General features: G+C 55.7%; 19 protein-coding genes and 1 tRNA gene. 8 read left to right on the forward strand and 12 right to left on the reverse strand.

All coding sequences use genetic code 11. From position 1 onward, the window contains the following. The first annotated feature begins 438 nt into the window (after positions 1-438). The 5 genes from IE089_RS06375 (at position 439) to IE089_RS06400 (ending at position 4,525) form a co-directional block, all read left to right on the forward strand. Positions 439-515 (forward strand) — tRNA-Arg (locus IE089_RS06375). 86 nt (positions 516-601) lie between these two features. Then, a complete protein-coding gene (locus IE089_RS06380) occupies positions 602-763 on the forward strand; it encodes a hypothetical protein (protein WP_189476383.1) in 162 nt (53 codons plus the stop codon). Between the two features lie 163 nt (positions 764-926). Then, positions 927-1,343: a YidB family protein gene (locus IE089_RS06385; RefSeq protein WP_189476385.1), complete on the forward strand. Its 417-nt coding sequence runs from the start codon at positions 927-929 to the stop codon at positions 1,341-1,343. A 984-nt stretch (positions 1,344-2,327) separates the two neighbouring features. After that, positions 2,328-2,711 carry a DM13 domain-containing protein gene (locus IE089_RS06390; RefSeq protein ID WP_189476389.1) on the forward strand — a complete coding sequence of 128 codons (384 nt, stop codon included), beginning with the start codon at positions 2,328-2,330 and terminating at the stop codon, positions 2,709-2,711. 905 nt (positions 2,712-3,616) lie between these two features. Then, positions 3,617-4,525: a sulfotransferase domain-containing protein gene (locus IE089_RS06400; RefSeq protein ID WP_189476395.1), complete on the forward strand. Its 909-nt coding sequence runs from the start codon at positions 3,617-3,619 to the stop codon at positions 4,523-4,525. A 47-nt stretch (positions 4,526-4,572) separates the two neighbouring features. On the opposite strand, the gene IE089_RS06405 is transcribed toward IE089_RS06400, so the two are convergent. The 7 genes from IE089_RS06405 to IE089_RS06435 form a co-directional block, all read right to left on the reverse strand. Then, a complete protein-coding gene (locus tag IE089_RS06405; RefSeq protein ID WP_189476398.1) occupies positions 4,573-5,370 on the reverse strand; it encodes a prolyl hydroxylase family protein in 798 nt (265 codons plus the stop codon). A gap of 112 nt (positions 5,371-5,482) precedes the next feature. Then, complete coding sequence (locus IE089_RS06410) at positions 5,483-6,235, reverse strand: class I SAM-dependent methyltransferase (protein WP_189476400.1); 753 nt, start codon at positions 6,233-6,235, stop codon at positions 5,483-5,485. 88 nt (positions 6,236-6,323) lie between these two features. Next, positions 6,324-7,304, reverse strand: a complete 981-nt coding sequence (locus IE089_RS06415) for a patatin-like phospholipase family protein (protein WP_189476402.1) — start codon at positions 7,302-7,304, stop codon at positions 6,324-6,326. A gap of 182 nt (positions 7,305-7,486) precedes the next feature. Continuing rightward, on the reverse strand, positions 7,487-9,310 hold the full coding sequence (locus IE089_RS06420; RefSeq protein ID WP_189476404.1) for a DEAD/DEAH box helicase: 1,824 nt from the start codon (positions 9,308-9,310) through the stop codon (positions 7,487-7,489). 137 nt (positions 9,311-9,447) lie between these two features. Further along, entirely contained in the window at positions 9,448-10,719 is a 1,272-nt protein-coding gene (locus tag IE089_RS06425) for an O-acetylhomoserine aminocarboxypropyltransferase/cysteine synthase family protein (protein WP_189476406.1), read from the reverse strand. A gap of 1 nt (position 10,720) precedes the next feature. Beyond that, positions 10,721-11,176 (reverse strand): VOC family protein, encoded by a 456-nt coding sequence (locus IE089_RS06430; protein WP_189476408.1) that lies wholly within the window; start codon positions 11,174-11,176, stop codon positions 10,721-10,723. 71 nt (positions 11,177-11,247) lie between these two features. Beyond that, complete coding sequence (locus tag IE089_RS06435) at positions 11,248-11,436, reverse strand: hypothetical protein (RefSeq protein WP_189476410.1); 189 nt, start codon at positions 11,434-11,436, stop codon at positions 11,248-11,250. 148 nt (positions 11,437-11,584) lie between these two features. Between IE089_RS06435 and IE089_RS06440 the strand changes: the two genes are divergently transcribed. Then, positions 11,585-12,487, forward strand: a complete 903-nt coding sequence (locus IE089_RS06440) for a hypothetical protein (protein WP_189476412.1) — start codon at positions 11,585-11,587, stop codon at positions 12,485-12,487. A 12-nt stretch (positions 12,488-12,499) separates the two neighbouring features. Here IE089_RS06440 and IE089_RS06445 read toward each other — a convergent pair whose 3' ends face one another. The 3 genes from IE089_RS06445 to IE089_RS06455 all read right to left on the reverse strand — a co-directional run bounded on the left by IE089_RS06445 (position 12,500) and on the right by IE089_RS06455 (position 15,075). Beyond that, on the reverse strand, positions 12,500-14,359 hold the full coding sequence (locus IE089_RS06445; RefSeq protein WP_189476414.1) for a flavin-containing monooxygenase: 1,860 nt from the start codon (positions 14,357-14,359) through the stop codon (positions 12,500-12,502). A 120-nt stretch (positions 14,360-14,479) separates the two neighbouring features. Beyond that, on the reverse strand, positions 14,480-14,893 hold the full coding sequence (locus IE089_RS06450; RefSeq protein ID WP_189476416.1) for a RidA family protein: 414 nt from the start codon (positions 14,891-14,893) through the stop codon (positions 14,480-14,482). After that, entirely contained in the window at positions 14,890-15,075 is a 186-nt protein-coding gene (locus tag IE089_RS06455) for a DUF6435 family protein (RefSeq protein WP_189476418.1), read from the reverse strand. The genes IE089_RS06450 and IE089_RS06455 overlap by 4 nt, the downstream gene beginning before the upstream one ends. Positions 15,076-15,204: 129 nt before the next feature. On the opposite strand from IE089_RS06455, the gene IE089_RS06460 reads away from it, so the two are divergent. After that, positions 15,205-15,648 (forward strand): DUF7282 domain-containing protein, encoded by a 444-nt coding sequence (locus IE089_RS06460; protein WP_189476420.1) that lies wholly within the window; start codon positions 15,205-15,207, stop codon positions 15,646-15,648. An 85-nt stretch (positions 15,649-15,733) separates the two neighbouring features. Here IE089_RS06460 and IE089_RS06465 read toward each other — a convergent pair whose 3' ends face one another. After that, positions 15,734-17,794, reverse strand: a complete 2,061-nt coding sequence (locus tag IE089_RS06465; protein WP_229802605.1) for a DUF3604 domain-containing protein — start codon at positions 17,792-17,794, stop codon at positions 15,734-15,736. Positions 17,795-18,065: 271 nt separating this feature from the next. Here IE089_RS06465 and IE089_RS06470 point away from each other — a divergent pair, with 271 nt between their 5' ends. After that, positions 18,066-18,869: a hypothetical protein gene (locus IE089_RS06470; protein ID WP_189476422.1), complete on the forward strand. Its 804-nt coding sequence runs from the start codon at positions 18,066-18,068 to the stop codon at positions 18,867-18,869. A gap of 264 nt (positions 18,870-19,133) precedes the next feature. Here IE089_RS06470 and IE089_RS06475 read toward each other — a convergent pair whose 3' ends face one another. Then, positions 19,134-20,549, reverse strand: coding sequence for a phosphotransferase (locus IE089_RS06475; protein WP_189476424.1), 1,416 nt, complete (start codon positions 20,547-20,549; stop codon positions 19,134-19,136). Between the last annotated feature and the right edge of the window lie 195 nt (positions 20,550-20,744).

Here is a 20,744-nt window from a genome sequence, read left to right on the forward strand (position 1 = left end):
CGACATCGCCTTTTTTGTGCCCGCAGAATAACCTCTGAGTGAAAAATTCGGGTTGGCGCGCATCCATCAAACCAATTCGTTCAGTGCCGGGCTGAGCTCACTGGTGTTCGAAGAGATCGCGACATGGAGCACCATCACCAGATTCGGCCTACTGGATCAGGAGACGTCGTAAAACTGTACCTGACGGCTTGGGCCCGGCATCCTGTCTCGCATCTCCCTTTCAGCAAGCCGCCTTTGTATGCCTGCGATCTGGTAGGTGGCGGGGCCCAGCAAAGACTGCATGTGAAGCGCCTCACTAAGTGGTTTTAGTGGAGCGCCTGAGAGGCATTACGCCGGACTGAGCGATTGGCCAGCCAACGAGCAGTGCAAAGAGCTCAGGCACGCCAAAGGCTTGCCTAGCAAAGACCATCAAGCAATAATCCCACCGCTCTCGACTACCCGCCTGTAGCTCAGCTGGATAGAGCAGCCGCCTCCTAAGCGGCAGGTCGTGCGTTCGAATCGCACCAGGCGGGCCAATCCCCATAAATTGATACCGTTATAAACCTCATCAATCCATTTGACAGCGACGGTCACTGCAGATAGCCGGCCCAATGAATAGACGGTGAACTGGTCGCCCCAAGAAAGCCAGTCACTGCTGGGCTATCTGCACGGCCGGGTCATAGACTCCGAGTTCACCGGCCAGTTCATCCGGGAGCCGGGTTCAGTGACGATCTGGGATGGCCTCAGGACAGAGCACTACGCGATGAATGACTGCGCCGGATAACACCTGCTGGCGGCACACTGGAAGCAGCCTAAAACGGGCTTTGCCGAGGGCAACCAACAACCCTCACCGAACCTCGCCCAGCGACCCGAGGAATTCATAGTGCAGACATGAAATCTTCAGCTATCCTGAAGAGGCATCTCGCTAGATCACAGGGAACAGCCATATGGACATCATCCAACTGGGCACGCAACTACTCTCGGATAAACTGGGCCTCAGCGCTTCCCCAGAGACCATTAATCAAGCTATGTCTTCGCTGCTTGGTGATGGACAGGGCAACGTTGACTTACAGGGGCTGGCGACGAAAATGGCCTCGAACGCAGACCTCGGCGCTATCGTGAACTCTTGGCTGGGCGATGGCGGTAACTCGCCTATCTCGGCCGACGCCTTGCTGGGGTTGTTGGGCGAGAACCAGGTGGCAGACTTCGCCGGTAAGCTAGGCACCGACACAAGCAGCGCCGCAACGGGGCTCGCTGAGGTGCTACCGCAGCTCATGGACAAGGCCAGTAGCGGCGGCAGTCTCCTTGAGGCAGCCGGTGGCCTAGGCGGGGTTATGGGCGCAGCGAAGTCGCTATTCAGCTGAGAACAATATGACCCAAAGCGCCCGTTCGCCGAGGCGCCTCTACGGAAGCTGAGATCATAGATACAGGTTCACGCGGTGTCTGCAGTTATCACCCGCGCTGTAATACTTTTAGTTCCTTTTCGCTCACCCTAGTAGCCTGGCACGAAAAACTCTAGACACAGCAATTTCTGACTGGCTTTTTACGGATTCATTAAAGTTACACTGGACTCCGTCCCAGCGAAGAGAGGCAAAATCCTCGTGACCCTGTGGGCAGCTGTGGCAGGGTTAGTGTGCTCTTTCCCAATCTATTGTTGTTGTGCTCTATTCGTTTCTCTTGATATGAGCAGGACTTCTTAGGATCTGCCGCAGCAACTGCAGACTCGGTTACCTTTGTTGAATACTCGCTTAAGTTACTATTTTTAGGTCATGTCGGCATGGCGCGTGGCGTTCGTTCGGATTCCTCCGTTGCCGATGAGCTTGATACCTTTTCCGCACCTATTTGTGCCCGTGGGTCTGAGAGGTCATGCAGCAGGATATTTTGGGAAAAGTGTGCAATTGCTATGGCAACCGATTCAACGTTTGTGTTCCGGGCGGTGAAAGTCAGTGCGAGAGCCGAAATTCTTCGCAGATAGAATAGATGAAGTCTCAGCTGGTGCTCTGGCCGGAGGTGCCATGTGTAGCCGGGGCTGGAGGTCGGGATTGTGCTGGAAGCCCTGCTAGTGGATTACCGCCAGCCCACCTGCATCTAAGAGCAGATGCCTAGCTAAACGCAACGCCTTTTCGTCAAAAGACTAGAGACACCGTCGCTAAAGCCGGTTTGGTAACGTTCCAAATAAGGATGGGGTCTGCCACCCGCTATTCTGTCGCGAGAAAGCCAAAATCAGAGTAGTATCAGAGCCGTGACCTTAGCGAGGCTGCCATGAACAACCCCCCCTTCTGACACTCTCCCACCTTGCTGTTGCGGCCGCCGGTTTTTGGGGAGGGATCTACACCCTCCCCATCCTGATGGCACCCGAATCACCCAAGCTTGAGAGCATCGACCAGCTTGAACGAAATGCCAGCTACACCGGTGAATTTACCCGGGATCGCATCGACAGCGACTTTTTGCACTGGGGTGAAGGCTCGGTTTATCTAAACTCAGAACAAATTACCTTTACCGGAAAACTTGCGCCCGGTCCGGCCTATCGCCTGTACCTTGCGCCCGAGTTTGTTGAAACCGAAGCGGCATTCAAACAGCTAAAACCGCAGATGGTCGAAATCGGACCAGTGGATACCTTTGACAATTTCATCCTCAACATACCGCAGGGCGTTGACCTGACGAAATTTGATACCGTTACTGTGTGGTGTGAGTCCTTCAGCCAGTTTATTACCTCGGCACGTTATCGGTAGCTCATTATCTTCGCACGGTGCAGCTTTCTGACGACGGTGTTTGGACGCACACTCTAGTCGACCAGTACCGTTTTGACCTGCAGGTGGTTGTGCAGTGTTCTATGCACTTAGCAGCGATCGTCGATCTGCTACAAACGCAACCTTCACAGTCAACCAGATAATCCCTACTGTGCTCCAGCCCCACCATCACATGTTCCAGCGGTGGCGTTTTGCGGCTTGCATACATACTCAGGTTCATCGATGTACAGGCGCCCAACGCTGCCATCAGATGCTTGTATGGATCTGGCCCCCTGTTCTTGCCGCCCAAAGCTTTTGGCTCCTCGACGAGCCAGCGGTGACCGTCGCTTGAAATTTCCTGTGTGAACATGTGCTCCTGATACTCAATCCGGACGTGGCCTCTGGCGACCACTGCCTAAGGCTCGTCATTAGCCGGGTCGAGGTAACGGTCCGCCCAGGCCGCAATTGCTTCGGCAACATAGGTCGAATCCTGCTTTCGACAAAGCGCAGTACCGCTACCCTGCGTCGTTAAGTGCCTGAGTAATTCTGGAGGCCGCGGCGACGTTCTTACCGCAGGTGAAGCAATGCGCAAAGAGTGCATAGCATCGCACCGGGGGTTGGGCATTTCCAATGCCCCGCTGGATAACCCGCCACTACTCTCGAACTCTACTTTCTGCCGCATCATGAAACGCCATGGGAACTGGCTCCAACAGCACAGACCTACCGAGCAGAAAAACCCGATAAATGAACAACAAGCGCCCGCGCTGTGGCCAGCGAAAGTGTTTACGGCGCTATTGCTCTCATCAGCTCCAGCTGGATTGCGTAGCAAGTTTCAAGGGGCCGTCCACGCAGGTCTGTGCTTCTTCTCGGCCGCCTATACTCTTACAAAGCCTGAAAGGACACAGTTGATGACATCAGCACCCTCTGGCCGCGCCCGCACACTTGAAGACTTCGTGAGAATCATGTCCGAGGCAGCCAACGGCCCCGCCCATAATTACCAGCCCTACTCCCCCTTGCCTGGCGATGTCTTCATCACCAGTTGGGCTAAAAGCGGCACAACACTGTTGCAGCAAATGTTTCACCAGATCCGTACCGCTGCCACCGGTGGCGACGAAGACTATGACGACATCAGTCGTGTGGTGCCCTGGGAGGACACCGCGCAAATGATCGATCTCAATATGCAGGCGGAGCAGCGCGCAGCGCCCAGAGGGTTCAAGTCCCATAGAGAATATGAAAGGCTGCACGCAGGTATGCGCTACGTGGTTGCGCTAAGAGACCCTAAAGAAACCTATGTATCGTTCTATCGCTTTTTCAATGGCTGGCAACTAGAGCGCGATGCCCTTTCCCTAGAGGAATTCATGCCATTGTGGTTGGGAGGTGGACCCGGTGGCTGTGACTACTTCACTCACCTTCTGAGCTGGTTCTCACGAAGGGACGAGCCGGACACCTTTCTTACCTCTTACAATCGAGTTGCTAAGGAACGAGCCAGTGCCATTGAAGCTCTGGCAGCGTTTGTCGAGGTGCCGCTGTCTGACAGCGAAATCTCGCTGGTGCTTGAACGCACGTCTCGCGAATACATGTACGCCAACAAGGACAAGTTCGACGACGCCATGGTCGCTCGTGTTCTGGAGGAACGCAGCGGTGTACCGCCAGGCAGTGATTCCAGCAAAGTTCAGGCTGTCGGCAGCCAGGCCGAAGACTTGCCCCAATCAGTGGCCGAAGAGATAGACACAATGTGGCAAGAGCGCGTATTGCCCACTACGGGGTTCCCCGACTTCTCGGCACTAGCTCATGAGCTTTGTTCGGCACCGAGGTAGACCCTAAGAGAGACATCCTCCTTAAGCGTCATCGCGGCCGACCGAATTTACTGGCGCAACTGGAATAACACGTCTGTTCGGGCTAAGTACTTCACACCGCGAACAAGAGGTTCGGAACTGTGCAGGCACTGCAGTGGGTGCCGGCCGTGGGGAAAGCATAATGCCGCGCCGAGAGGCGTCCTGACGTTGACTCGCCTGGCCTGCTCGGGATCTCTGGCGGGGCGTTTCGGCGCGTCGGCATCCAATAGAAACTGGGTGGCGCCTCCTTCGAAATCATCGTTCAACAAAAGCAAAAAGGTCATGCAACTGTAGCGATCGGGATAGGCGTTGCCGATGAGCTCTTCGTCAATAACGCGACTGCCCGGCCAGTCGCCGTCGATATGCGGCGCAAAATAATCACCCTTCGAGTAACGATAAAACCGAAAGCGTGCATTGAGCCCAACCGCTTTCCGACCGTTATAGAGGCGTGACTGATCGCCGAAGTAATGGGCACAACGAGACCAGATGGACGCATCGGTCGCCTCATCAACCACCCACGTGACATTGTCGTTGTGCCTGATACGTCGCGGCAGAGACACAGCAGCATCCCCCAGATACCCCAGCGATTCAGTGATGCCGATCAGTCGCTGGCACTCCTCTGGCGACAGCACGTTCAGCAGCTGAAACGCACCCGGTACTTCCGGAACGGCAATTCGCTCAAGCGTGGGCGCCGAGCGATGTTCAAGCTGGGCCGGATTGGGTGCGCGATTCGCCCAAGTGGGGATTGCCGGATTCTCTGCGCCTGGCTCGCGCACCACGACAAAGAAATCCTCCGGGCGATTCACTGTGTTATCTGCCCTGCTCATAACCCTCTGTACTTCCCGACCCGTAGCAGCAGCGAGTGGTGGCGCAAACCCGCTGAAGCTCACCGCCAATGGCCGTTACGGACTACCACAACCATATCCGAGGTTTTGTGCCCTACTCGGGCTTTTCAAATACAAAGAAAAATCGGTCTGTGTTGCCGGTGACGGTTTTACGCCCTACTTCGAACGCCAGGGAATCATCGGGCTTATAGAACATATCCGATGACTTCAGCAGAACGAAGCCGGCGTCCTGAACTTCAGTTAACACCACGACCGGATCCTCGCGACGCCAGTTTTCCGGCGTGTCCGGCTGGTTGTGACGCCGAGTGTGGTCGATCACGATATACCGCCCTCCCGGCTTCAGCGCCGCGAAAACCGCTCGGTTAAATGCAGCACGGTCGTCGCCGTGCAAGTTGTGGTATTCACGAATGTTGAGGAACATGTCGAGGTCGCTGCTATCGAAATCGATGCCCTCGAAGGAGTAGGCGCGCAGGTCATAGTCCCAGTCCATGGCCATAGACACCTGCCGGACCTTGGCCATGGGGGGGGTCGAGATCAAATCACTCAGATCGGCCAACCACTCATGGGGATATCCTATGGTGAGGCTACCACTGTCCTTCAGCACAGGTGCCAGAAGTTTCGTATACCAACCATTACCCGGTGCGAACTCAAACACTGACATATCGGCTTCCAGTCCCATAAAAGCGACAGCATCAGCCGGGGCTCGATTTGCATCACGTGTGGTATCTGCGGACGTTCGATACTCGAGCTGCATAGCCCGTTGCACATCTTCCGTGATGGATTGCCCACTGGCGAAGGATGTCAGTATCGCTGCAAACAGTGCAGCGCCAGATGCGGCTCGTTTCATATCTCTCCCCGTTAGGCGTTATGCTAGAGTCAAATGCTAGGTACGGGTGAGTTTTCACGCCACCTATCGGGTAGGCGTAAAACTGTCTTCACGCCGACGCGCGAGCCTCAGTAGCGGCTTGGATGAGCGCAAGTATCGGCTCCCTGAACTCGAGATACCATTGATTGGCGTAGGATTGCAGATCCATCACGCGGCCCTCGCTGGTATTGTCCAGCTGCATTAACTTTCGCGGTAACTCGCTGTTCACTCGCAGGTAACGATTACCCAGCAGTTGCCGACACTGGTGAGCACTCACGCTGGAACTGGCACTCATCATATGATCCAGCAGACCGTTAGTGAGCCAACCCACCACGCCCCAGTCACGCGATGCTTTACCGATCGTATCCCGATCTTCCTGGCTAAGATCCGGCACAGGTCGACCCGTACCCAGCGACAGCATCCAAATGTCATCCAGAGTATGGCCCATGGCCAGGGACTCGGTAAGCGCACATACGCTGGGGTCATTCGTGGCCAGAGCGCCATCGAGCAACCAGCGTCGCGTTAGCGAAGTTGTGGGCACAGTAGGATAAAGTGTTGGCGCTGCGGTGGAGGCATCACAGATTTCCGCCAGTGTCGGGTTATATGAAGCATCGCTGCCGCGGCCATTTTTGAACGCGACGAGGTCTCGACTGATAAAGTCGTAAGCAATGATTAGAAGATGCTTATCCACTATATCGTTGATGCACACGCTACCCAGCATTTCATCAACATAGGCGCGCTTATTAACACCGTCATACTTTGGCTGGTTTTGCATACGGCCCAGCATGCGGTCCCACACGGTTTTATCCATAATGCGTGACAGGTTCTCCGAGGAGTAGCTGTCATTGGCCAGATCATCGACTGTGCCTGCATCACAAACCAGGTAGGCTGCAATCATCGCCCCCGTGCTTACACCGGCAAAGAAATCAAACTGCTCGCGCAAGGATATATTTAAATCGCGCTGCAAATGCATGAGTATGTTTGCGGGTATGACGCCGCGCGAACCACCGCCATCGACGCTCAGAATGAAAATGGGACCTTTTTGCGACATCCGCTGTCTCTATCGTGCATTCGCTACCCTAATAAAGACCAAAATCAAAAAATTGCCAGTCAGACCAGGGATGGCTCTACGATCGCCGTCCCTCGGATTAGAACAAAGGAAACATTGCTGACAACCCATGCATTGGAGAAATCGAGCAATGCACAGTTGCGTATCGTCGCGGTAAAGGAAAACTAACCTCTCTGCTTTCCCTTTTTTTTGCCGGATTTTCTATTGGCCCGGCCACTTTTCCCAGCCATTCCATCGGCGTGCTTTACGGACTTCGCCCCGGGAGCAGATCGATCACCCTTGCCGACCTGCATTACTACACGCGAAAGCTGCAGGCGTTGTCCGCTCACCCACACACTTTTTAAATGTTTGAATAGCTCTTTAGGCATGCCCTCAGGAAGATCGACCGTACTGTAATTATCGTGTATGTCGATATGGCCAATATACTCGGCGTCAATTTCAGCTTCATTGGCAATGGCGCCAACGATATTGCCAGGTTTGACCCCATGGCTATGGCCCACTTCGATGCGGAAGCGCTCCATTCCCTTGTCTGGACCAACGGTTTTGTTTCGACGCGGCTTTCTATGCTCACCACCCCTTTCGCGTTTCTCACGGGCTGGAGACTTTGTGTCTTTACTGTGACCGCCGGCAGACCCTGAATCACCGTCCGCTTCCGCTGATTCACCACGCTTGGCGGATGGCCTGCTGCTCCCCTGCACCATGGCGACCAATGCCGATGCTATCTCGATCACAGGCACGCCATACTCATGCTGGTAGTCTTCCACTAACTTACGGCTGGCCGATAGATCCCGTGCGTCCAAGACCTCCGTGATCTGTTGCTTGAATTTTGCGGCTCGTTTGTCAGCGACCTGCTCAGCCGTGGGTAACTCCATCTTCTCGATGGTCTGGCCTGTCGAACGCTCAATGGCCCTGAGAAGGCGCCTTTCACGGTTAGCGGCGAACAGGATCGCGTCCCCAGTGCGGCCCGCGCGACCCGTGCGACCGATACGATGCACGTAGGCTTCGACATCGTAGGGGATATCGTAGTTAATGACGTGGCTGATACGCTCGACGTCTAAACCCCGCGCAGCGACATCCGTGGCTACTAGGATATCCAGCTCTCCGTTTTTAAGCTTCTGCACGGTCTGCTCGCGCTGCTTCTGCGGAATGTCGCCATTCAATGCGGCTGCGGGGTAACCCCTTGCCGCCAGCTTGTCTGCCAAGTTGGACGTCGACAGGCGGGTGCGAACAAAGATAATGATGCCGTCAGTTTCCTCGACCTCTAGAATACGCGTCAGCGCATCCAGCTTGTGCACTCCCGCCATCATCCACACCCGCTGGCGGATTGAGGTGTTTGTGACCGTCTTCACCTCTATTGCGACTTCCTCGGGCTGATTGAGGTAGCGCTGGGTAATGCGCTTGATTGCCTCAGGCATAGTCGCCGAGAAAAGAGCCATCTGCCGCTGCTCAGGGATCTGTTCCAGTATCCACTCCACATCATCGATGAAGCCCATACGGAGCATTTCGTCAGCTTCATCCAGCACCAGCATTTGCAGCTCAGACAGATCCAGGGAGCCGCGGCGCATATGATCCATGACGCGTCCCGGGGTCCCCACGACCACATGCACGCCACGCTGCAGCTGACGCAGCTGGCCTCGATAGTCGGCGCCGCCATACACGGGCAATACGCGGAAGCCATGCATGTAATGCGCGTACTTCTGGAACGCTTCTGACACCTGAATCGCGAGCTCGCGTGTGGGTGCCAGAACCAGCGCCTGGGGCTTTTTCTGCTCCAGATTCAGGCGTGCAAGCAGTGGCAGTGCAAAAGCCGCCGTTTTGCCCGTCCCAGTTTGGGCCTGTCCGAGCACATCTCGCCCGTTTAACAACGGGGGTATGGTCGCGGCCTGAATCGCCGAGGGCGTCTCGTAGCCAACGTCAGTGAGGGCTTTTTGCAAAGCCTCGGGCAGGGACAAGGCTGCGAAGTTTTCTACCGCATCTGTAGAGGACATAATGATTCCTGTGGCCGCGTGATACACGCCGCCTGAATAAGAAGGCGGCGATTATAGCGGCAGGCGCGTCTTTACGCGAGAAGCACACGATTGGGCTCTTCGCAGGACGGCCGACAGGCCATCAAATCATGAACGAGTCAGGCCTTCTCCAACGCCTGCGAAACGTCCGCAATGATGTCATCGATATGCTCAATACCGACTGAAATTCGGACCAAATCGGGTGAGACCCCAGCAGCTCTCAATTCATCGTCATTAAGTTGACGATGGGTAGTTGACGCTGGATGACAGGCCAGCGATTTCGCATCGCCAATATTTACTAAGCGCAGGATCATCTGCAACGCATCAATGAAGCGCGCACAGGCATCTATACCACCGACAATACCAAAGCTGAGAATGCCCGACGCCCGACCGCCGGTAATGGACTGACAGGTGGCGTGATAAGGACTGTCAGGCTGCGCGGCATAGTTCACCCAGGCGACCTTCGGGTGCTGACTCAGGTAGTCTGCGAGTTTTTCTGCGTTCTCGCAGTGCCGGTCCATGCGCAAGCCCAATGTCTCCAGCCCCTGCAGAATCTGGAACGCATTCATGGGCGATATGGCCGCCCCTGTATTGCGTAGCGGTACCACCCTGCAGCGACCGATATAGGCGGCCTCCCCCAGAGCTTCGGTATACACCACACCGTGGTAAGACGGATCTGGGGTGTTCATTACTGGGAAACGCTCTTTATTCGCCACCCAGTCAAACTTCCCTGAATCAACGATAACTCCGCCGATGGACGTGCCATGACCGCCGATGTACTTGGTGAGTGAATGAATCACGATATCCGCGCCCAACTCAAACGGGCGGCACAGGTAAGGCGTGGCCACGGTGTTATCGACGATGAGCGGCACACCATGCTTGTGGGCAATCTCTGCCAGACGCTTGATATCGACCACATTACCCGCGGGGTTACCGATGGATTCACAGAACACCGCCTTGGTCTTATCGTCGATGGCCGCTTCAAAGCCATCGAAGTCATTGTGGCTGACCATCTTGACGGTCACACCCTGACGCGGAAGAGAATGGGCAAAGAAGTTGTAGGTTCCGCCATACAGCTCACTGGTGCTGACAACGTTGTCGCCGACTTCGGTAATGCACTGCAGCGCATAGGTGATTGCAGCCATACCCGATGACACGGCCAGCGCTCCTACGCCGCCCTCCATCGCTGCCATGCGCTGCTCGAGCACATCCGTCGTAGGGTTCATAATGCGGGTATAGATATTGCCCGGCACCGCCAGATTGAACAGGTCCGCTCCGTGCTGGGTATCGTCAAAGGTGTAGGACGTGGTCTGGTAGATGGGGACTGCTGCAGCGTTGGTAGGCGCTTCCGGCGTATATCCTTGATGAAGCGCAATAGACTCAAGTTTCATGTCAATCTCCCGTGTTAACTGAAGTTAGATTCGTCGGTGCCTTTGAGAGGCCTTCCCGCGACGCATTGATCCCCCGCTGATAGGTTCGCTCAACGCGCCATGGCGGGTGTAAACGGTTTTCGCCCGCATGGTACAACTTGATTCGATTGCCTGAGGGGTCATGGATCACCGCTTCGCGCCAGAGATAGCTATGATCGGTGGGTAGCTGCTCAAACTCGAAACCGAGTAGCTGCAGTTCGCGTACCTTCGAATCCACATCATCGATCTCAAAATAGAGCGTCGCCCCATTGGAAAAGATCTCGGTTTCCAGTTGCAGCGAAAAGGTGGCCTCGCCGACCTGACTTTCAAACCGCGCGTAATGCGGTGTGTCCACGATCTGCATGAAGCCCATGCGCAAATAGAAGTCCACGGCGTCTGTCATATCCGTTACGGGCAGAGTGATTTGATTGAGATTCATGCGCTTACCCAGGGCTTCGTAAACGGCCACGCAGGGTAACAGTTTATGGCATGCAGTGACGACGCGGCAGATCAGCGCTTCAGGCGGGTGTATATGAGAAAGGAAACAGTCATGGCGGTGCCCAGCATTGCAACAGTAATCACATCCCTGAAGGGGGTCTCGGGCACCCAGACCTTGTAGTGTTCCATGGCGTACAGCGCCCACATCGTCAAAACGGTCGGCGATGCCACTACTAGCATACGTACTACGCGCGGGATCATTGAGCCTCTCCATACTTCAGACACGCGAACACGCTAACACGGTTTAAAGCCACGCAGTTTCTTCCCCTATCCGCGCGGATGTTGCAGTGCTTCGGCCGGTGCGACACTCTGAAGATATCGCCAGCGCGCCATCGCCGGAGCCGCCATTATGAGCACTGTACTCGATAATAAACTCATTAACGGTTGGGGTCTGTTTTCCCTAATATCGATTCCGCTATCGCTGTGGGTCATTTACGAGATGACCACCGTGGACCTCAGTCAGGGCGCAGGCATTTCCGAGATGATCGGTTTCTCCGTACGTATCGCCGTGCCTTTTATCTACTTTGCGATGGCTGCCTCCTCCATCAACATCCTCTTCCCAGGCACGGCTGGACGTTGGTGGCTGCGCAATCGCCGCTATATCGGCCTGTGCTTCGCCGTGGGTATGGTCTGGCAAGGGTTGTTCATCTTCATCATCTCTACCTTTTTCCGGGATTATTACTACAGCGAGGTCTACTACTTTCGCGATGAGTTAGAAGGTACCTTTGGCTACATTTTCCTGGCAGCGATGATTGTCACGTCGTTCCAGTTCGCCCGAAAACGCCTGGACCTGGCGCAATGGAAGCTCATACAGAAAGGCGGCATCTACGTACTGTGGGGCTATGCCTTCAGCGTGTATTGGTGGAACCTGTACTACTACGGTGGGTATGAACTGCACGACATTATTTATTACTGGGGTGGATTCCTAGCCTTTGCACTTCGCATCGCAGCCTGGGGGAAACAGCGCCAAATATTGGCGGTGCGCCAGGGTGCAGCAGCCAAAGCAGGCCTGGGCCAACGGGCGGCAGGAATTGCACTGATCATGATGGGGTTGGTGGTATCTGCAACAGGTGGCTACTGGCAGGAGGCCATGACAAGCTTTATGACCACGCCCGGATGGTCTGCCCAGATGGAACTGTGGCTGCCATTCTGGCCGCTGGAGCCCTACTACAGCCTGATACTCATGGCCCTGGGTACCGCCATTATCACATGGCGTCCCAACCCGGCCGGCGCAGCCACTGCACCGGCCTGATCTACTCCGCTATCAACGCTCCGTTATCGTGAAGTGTGCCCAGTTAGGCTGGGCACGGTTGTAGACAATTTCGGAGATCGGATAAGGATTGTTGGCGACGATTGTGCCGTCATCCAACTTGTACCAGCTCTTGCAGCTTCCCGCCCACACCGTCGTCTGGAGCTTAGCCTGAAGATCGTCGTTATAGGCAGTCTGGGCTTCCAATGTCGGCTGGATTAGCTGATCGGTGCCCACCTCGTCGATCACCTGTGCGATGTAGTTTGCGGCGGATTCAATGTGAATAATGATTGAGCCGAACAGGCCGCTATTGGGTCCAGACATTAAGTACAGGTTCGGAAAGCCGTTTACCATCATGGACTCATAAGCCGCAGGCTTCTCCTCCCAAAGCGCTTCCAGTGACTGCCCTTCCAGCCCCTCGATCGGGAACGGCAACTGGGCCACACGGTAACCCGTGGCGAGAATAATCACGTCGTAGTCCCAGGCTGAACCGTCCACACCTGCTATACCGGTGGGCGTAAATCGCTCTATGCCCTGGGTGATAACGTTAACGTTATCCCGGTTAAGGCTGGGGTAGAAGAACTGGGTGACCAACGGGCGTTTGCAACCAAACTCATAGTCGGGCGTGAGGACCGCGGCCAGTTCTGCATCGTCCACTGTTCCTTCAATGTAGTTTGTCAGCCAGTCTTCAAGCCCGCCTCGGTACTCGGAATCCAACGGAAAGGTTGCCCTGAATCCCAGCTCTGATCCCACATGCGTGCGCAGACGCTCGAATTTGTAGGCCATGGGCACATAGCGATAGGCGGCCTGCTGCCACCCCGGCACCTCGGTATTGTTCGATGGCGATACCCAGTTAGGCGTGCGCTGGTACATATCCACGCGCGCAGCCTCCTTCGCGATCTCCGGAATGATCTGTACCGCACTCGCGCCGCTACCAATAATTGCGACGCGCTTACCGGCAAGGTCGGCGTCATCTGGCCAGCGGGCAGAATGAAAGATACGACCAGAGAAATCTTCACTGCCGGCGAACTGAGGCGAATTGGGAATGTGCAATCCGCCGGTGGCCATTACCACATTGTGTGCCTGCACAGTCTCGCCGCCGACCCGTATGTCCCACAGGCCCGTCTGCTCGTTGAATTGCAGCCCCTGAACCCATGACTCGAAAGCCACAAAGGGCCGCACACCGAATGCCTTGGACACGGAGACGGCATAATCCAGCAGCTCAGCGCGCGGCGCCCAGCGTCGCGACCAGTCTGGATTAGGGTAGGTAGAAAAACTATACAGCGCAGAACGGACATCGACGTGCAAACCGGGATACCGGTTATGCCACCAGGTACCGCCCACCTCGGGTGCCGCCTCATAAATGCGGAAATTGGTCACTCCGGAATCTAGCAGCTCCTTACCGACCGCAAGGCCACCGAACCCCGCACCGATCACAGCAACGTCCATCGGCTCCCCGGGCTGGGTGCTGGGCTCCGTCGACGTCAGGCGCGGCATGCCCATAGGCAGGGTAAGGAACAAAATATAGCTGGCGGCCAGTGCGCCCGCCTTTGAGGGGAAGGCTGCCAACTGGGAAAAACACAACCGGAACAGCACTGCACTGAGGACCAGCCACAACATCTGTGACAATCCGCGCAGCGACGGCAGAGGACTGAACATCAAAAAGAACAGCACACCGGCCAACGCCACGATAAGCGGCGATGGTCCAGGTATCCTCAAGCGGTCTCGCAGCGTGAGGAACAAGCCATAGCTCAACAAGGCGCCCACAAGCGCGTGCCAGGGCGGAAGATTAGTGGCGAGGTACCAATAGCCGGCCAGGAATGCGTAAAACGCCAGATTGACCAGAATCAGGCCTATTTGCTTGAGTCGAGACATTATTGCCCTCTTATATTTACTCGGATTACCACATCATAGGGGCGCGACACGCAAAACTGAACCGTCTCACCGGCTACATGTTTGAACCATCGCCCTGCGGGCGGGCGATGTGATGCAGTATTAACTCCTGGGCACTGTCTGCCCGTTCACCATAGCCATCGCGTCGACTTCAATCATCAGTTCCGGCAGGGCCAGTGCTGATACTTCTACCAAGGTATCTGCCGGCCATGGCGGCGTGAAGAATCGCTCGCGTAAGGCGACTACACGCTCGAAGTAACTCATGTCCGTGAGGTAGATAGTGACCTTGACCACTTGCTCGAGTGAGCTGCCAGCGGCTGCCAACACGTCCGCAAGGTTATGAAAAGCCTGCTGCGCCTGAGCATCAAAGTCGTCGACGCCCACAATCTCCCCCTCTAGGGTTAGCGCTGCCTGTCCTGACACAAACACCAGGTCCCCCACGCGAAAACCCTGGGTAATATTGAAGGGCTCATAGGGGTCCGGTTGCGTCTTTATCTGCACCGCGTCTTGGCTCATGCGCCCTGCTCCGACCCGTTCTCAATCGCGTCGATCTTTTCTTTGACCAGCGCTGCCTCTGCCGTGAGCTCAGAGTATTGACGGATATCGCCGTTACGCTGCGCCTGAAAAGCGCGAGTCAGCAACGCTTCGTGTTCTTTGCGCAGTGCCTTCATGGGTGATTTCTTGAACAGTCCAAACATGGCTTTGGTTCCCGGATATTTTCTGTGTCTGAGGGCTATACGAGAGCGAATGACCGGGGGATTACTGTGCTGCCGCGCAAACTCATCTACACTCACAATCCAACGCCAGTTCAACGGAGATTCACCATAATGATAAGAACACTCATTGGCTCACTGGCGCTGTTTGCGTGCGCCTCAGCGGCACTTTCTCAGGAGCCCGCAGCCATCACCATGGGCAATGGTCAGAGCAACGCCATCGTTACAGACGACGTGACCCGTGATGGCGGCGTGTTAACGTTTCAGAGCGTCACCATAGAAAAACCGGGCTGGCTGGTGGTGCACCCCTTCGAGGAAGGTAAGCCGAATGGCGACAAATACGTAGGCGCAACCTACATTCCTCAGGGCGAGTCACAGGATGTAGAGCTTGAGGTCTACAAGGGCCTGGAGGCCGGTGAGCCCTTTCTGGTGATGCTGCATTTTGATAGCAACGATAACCAGATCTTCGACTTCGTGTTTATCACCGACACAACCGTGATGGACCTGCCGGTGTTTGAAGGTTCCACCATGATTGGTCACGTTGTTACTGCTCCCTGAGCTGACGAACAATGACTAGGCGCCATGCACTCAAGTATTAGTCAGAGGCGCGGTGCGCTCCAGAGAACGTAGCCGCAGCTACTGATCAGTCGTTGAGCTGCCCCAACGTATGGTCGGCACGGTACCAAATAGGCGACGACCACGCCCGCTCCTGAATCGTGCGCGGCAAATCACTGCGCGGCGTCACCCCGGCTCGCAGGGCCTCCCAGGTCGACCAGCGACACGTCGGGTTTTCGAGCACGCGCACGTAATAAAAGGCGTCCTGCTGCGAGTCAAACTCCGGGTCCTGCCACTGAACTTTCAGTTCGCTGGCGCCTCTGTCGCGTGGAATGCTGCAGTCCTCTGCGGAAACATAAGCGCCATTGTCCGCGCAGCGGTACGTCTCTGAATCCACGCCACCGCCTGCGCTACAGGCCACGTCAAAGACCTTCTCGTTACTTCGGCCGTCCACTTCCCAACCTTTAATGACCTGCACGCGATCCAGCGGTGCCGACATATCGTCGGCCATGGCCCACACTAAAAACTGCGGTGAGCCAGCCATCTGCTCGTAAGCAGCCAGCTCCCCCCCCATGGGTACACCGCCTGCGTAAGCAACCTGCAATAGGTCTGCTGAGTCGATAACTCCGCTTGGGTAATTTGCACCCGCAAAGAAACGTACTTTGATGCGTGGGCCCGAGGTTGCAAACGTTTCCTTGCGACGCAGTGCGTCGTAAACGGATTCGCGCGTATTGGACTCCGCCCATACCGCGGCCAGACCGGACGAGCCCCAGTACTCAAAGGTGCTGGATTGCATGTAGGTTTTGCCATCCACCTCGGTGACCAAATCCGGCGCCATCAGCTTGCTCAGCGTGCCCACCAGCCAGCTGGCCGGTACTGAGCCACGGCGCTCGGGCAGACCGTCTATAACTCCAGCCTTTGAGAAGAACTTATCCTCGCGCGTGGCGCCGCCACCCACGTGAGTATCGGTGGAGCCAATGAACCCAAACTGATACGGGTTGCCCTGCCCTGCGGCATCCATTTCCAATCCGATGCGCAGTGCCTCACGCACATAGGAGCCGTTTGTCGCGGATGCCAGTTTGGTAGCTACGCGATACTCCATCAATTCGAAACCCGCCCACTCGTCCGTATCCGACAGCATGGGGTGTGTCTCAGAGGTGCCTTTGACCTGCGTGATTTCCACCAGCGGTTCGTTCCTCAAGCGCTGCTCAACATAACGCTCATCCATCGCCTGCCCCGACCAGTCCACCTGCTTGAACATTTCACCGTCTGAACCATTGGAGTTATGAGGTATGGCCATACTTTCTATGCCCTGTTCACGCAGTCCATCCATCCAGGTCCATAGATCTTCCGGGTTCTGTGAATGCAGGCGTGAGAAGGGAACGGCGGGGAGCTTGGCCGTATCCTGGAATACGACGTTTCGGTGCAGGTTGCCACGCGTATCCGTAGAGGTTGTGTACTCGTAAGCAGCAAAGGTGGTGAGCTTCCCGGGCACATACGCATCATCTGTCGTCTGCCGGTTCTGCAACCAGGTTGAGCGTGTTGCCGCCAGAACGAGTTCCGGATCAAGACTGCCCTCTCGTAAACGGGTAGCAACCTCGGGTACGAATTGCCCAAAAATCTGGCTTCTTGGAATCAGCGTGAACGTGCCGAAGTTCCCGGGGCGGTTTAATGCATGCAGCGGCTCGGATATATCCAGCATACCCACCGCACTCGCAGGATCGGATGCGGCCTTGGCAACCCCCATCAACATCGCATGATCGGTGACCGCGTAAAAATCCAGTGGCCTGTCCAACTGAATATCGAAACCTGAGGGGTGCGGAATCGCCTCACCTGCGGCATAGCGATAAGCATCGGCTGGTGTTGCCAGCGTCCCGAAGGCGAATGCGTCAAAGGAGTTCTCGGTATGGACGTGAAGATCACCAAACAGTGCCATGCGCTCGGCAGGTCGCACTCTCGTAACGGTTTCTGGCACTGATACCTGACTCAACAGCCCCTCATCGGGCGGCAACGCAGGCATACCAGAGTTCACGCCTGCCAGAGTTGCTTGCTCGCTACTGGATAGATCGCGAAGAGCGCCCTGTTCATCGCTGCACGCCATTAGCATCAGTGTGCCGATGAGAAATAGATAATGCTCAAACTTGGTCACTTTAGGCTCCTCGCGTCCGACCGTAACCGGGAGGGTAATTACCGTCCCTATTTGACTCACACCCCGCCAACTATCGGAACATACCCAAACAGATCATGGCCTACCCCTATCCTCTCAATGCCCCTAATAGTGGCACTTCTGTAAATCTTGATCTACTTTAAGGGAGTGTTTTACCGCAACCAGGTGAGTCACTATGGAACAAGCGCAACAGAACTCGTCAATCAAAATGAGGGGCATGCTCCCCGCGTTTCGATTTCTAGCAGCCACAAGTTTGCTCTTCATTGTTTTTTCCATGCAACATGCCAGTTATGTCCACGCGCAGCAAGGACAGGTATACGTTCCGATTCAGCCTTGTCGGATCGTTGATACACGTCAGTCAGCAGATGGCCTCATCAATGCCGGCAGTGTGCGAAATTTCAAGGTAACCGGGTCTGCTGCTGAGCTTGCCGAACAAGGTGGCCAGGTCGATTGTGTGAATCCACGGAGTCAGAGCCCGATAGCGGTCGTGGCCTATGTTATTGCAGTCGCGACCGACGACTCAGCGAACGGAAACTTATTTGCCTTCCCATCCGACACGCTCCCGCCTTCAGGCTCTACTGTAAACTTCCGAGAGGGAGAAAACATCGGTAACACATCAATCATCAGCTTGTGCGAATCCAGTTGCCCTGCCCAAGGGCCATTGGCTCTGCGCGCGAACGTGTCTGAACAGCACGTTGTGATTGATGTGCAAGGTTACTTTTACCCAGAGAATCGAAAGGGCTATGTCTGGGCGAATGACCCAGCAGCAGACGAATACATAGCAGAGGGTATCTACGCGTTCAACTCCAAGAACGGCGAGATATCTATCTCTCGCGTGAGTAGCGGTCGGTATATTGTTCTTTTCGAAGAACTCGCCGACGGTGTGATTGATGGAAATGTGATGGTCAGTCGCTATGGACCATCACCAGGCATTTGCACCGTGGATAATTGGGAAAGCCAGGGCAGCCCCGATCTGCGAGTGGAGGTGCGATGTTTCGATCTATCGGGCAACCCGCAAGACGCGCTATTCACTGTACTGTTCAACGGCGGGCAGTGAAGCTCACCTTCGATTTGCCTGGGATGACGATTTATATGACCGTACTGTGAACCCGGCTATGCTCAAGCCACTGGAACGGAATGCGACCGACAATGCTCCCACAAGAGCGCTGCGAGGGTGCCTTTTTTGGATAGGCTGCCACTAGCGCTGCGGTAGTATCGTCGGCCGAACTCCGAGACAGAAACTGGCTTAAGCAACGGGTGTGATTGTAGGCACCGTTCTCAAAACCAAAGCCGGATGCAATCCTTCACTGGACCACTGAGACTAGCCAAGAATGGGGTCCAATCGATGGAATAGTGGATTGCCCGTATCGGGGTTAGCCCCTGCCACTATCATCGAGAAGCGTAGTGCGCGTTTATGCAGGGCCTGTACCCACTCGATGTCACTGCCCTGCTCTTGCGCTATCGCGGTCATTGCCGCCGCATCGGCGCTGGCCAGGTCTTCAAAAGACTGGTTCAGTACTTGCTCAAGGTCGCGCCGGGTCTCGCGCTCAAACCAATCGCGGTAACGCGAGTAACTCAGCAGAAAATCAGGAATGGCGTGCAGCAATTCGCGCTCCCACTCTTCGAAGGCATCAGACGTGGGCAGGCGAGTGATGTCTGCCATGAGCTTTTCGAGACCGGAGACTTCCCAGGGTTTGTCGACGGGCTCGGGCAGGCGCAGATCATAATCCAGCGGAATTGATTGCAGTTCCGCAATGGCCTCATAGGCACGCCGCGTAATACTGCCGTACTCCATCGCTCCTTCTATCCAATTAGCGCCCTGCGCCCAGGCTTCCCGGAAAAACTGCGCACCAATGCCCGACAATTGCAGGAAGTTCACGGTGTGGTAGCCCACCGCGCGCAGATCCACAGTCTCGCCGGTGACTCGCGCATACTCACGGTACAGCGCTGGAATGTCGCCCATGTTTTCGTAGGGATGGCGACCCCGGAAACAGGCTAGGTCCCAGTGCGTATCGCCCAGGTTAGCAATCTCAAAGTCCAGCAGGGCAAGTACTTCGGTACCCGCCGACATAAACTGCCCGGCGTCGCCGGCGATAAAACTGACCTTGTCTCGCCCTTCAGGCACATTGCGGCGCAACCAGTGCTGTAGGAACTCGAAGACGGGATCAATCTTGCCCATCTGCGACCCCAGCCGGTACATAAATTCTGTGGCGTGAAGCGCGACTTGCTTTTCACCCTCGGGCGGATTGGACAGTCGCTTGACGACTGCAAACTGATCCACAGGGACTGCGTGCACGGCGGCCAAGTCGGTCATGTAATTCAGCATGGCTTGCCACCGCTCGTCGGACATCGAGCTGGGATTATCAATCGCCGTGTGCAACATGCCCGGGGCGCGATCGTCGGTGTCTACCCAGTCCATCACGAAAGCAATCGGCTCATCCACCCAGCCATAGATGCGCGGCACCTTGATACCGTTCGCGTGTAGCACTTGCATCACTTCCATTTCAAAGCGCAGGTCATTGGCTCCCGCAATAGGCCGGTTACCCCGGAACAGCACAGCCCGAGATTCACCATCAACCGTAAAGTCCACCTTCCACTGGGGGCGCCAGCGCTCCAGACGGGTGATAGCAGTGACCTCACCATCTAGGTTAGCTCTCACCCAATCTGTAATGCCTGACCGGGACGCGGCATCGAATGCTGCGTTTTCCCCGGCCTGCACGGTTTGCGTATTGCTCATTGTTATTCTCCACGCGACCTTTGCTGCAGTGTAAAGGCCAGAGCGATGCGCGGCAGCGCCAGTCTTAGATCACGGCGCTGTCAGCACGCGATAGTGCAATATGAAGAACCGCTGGGTGATGGAGCGAGGCGAGTCAGTACTCGCTGCGATGAAGGCAAGGCTTGTCTAGTTGCCTGTGCTATTGGCAGAGCGAGT

It is taken from the genome of Parahalioglobus pacificus, from assembly GCF_014652275.1.
Taxonomy (GTDB): Bacteria; Pseudomonadota; Gammaproteobacteria; order Pseudomonadales; family Halieaceae; genus Parahalioglobus; species Parahalioglobus pacificus.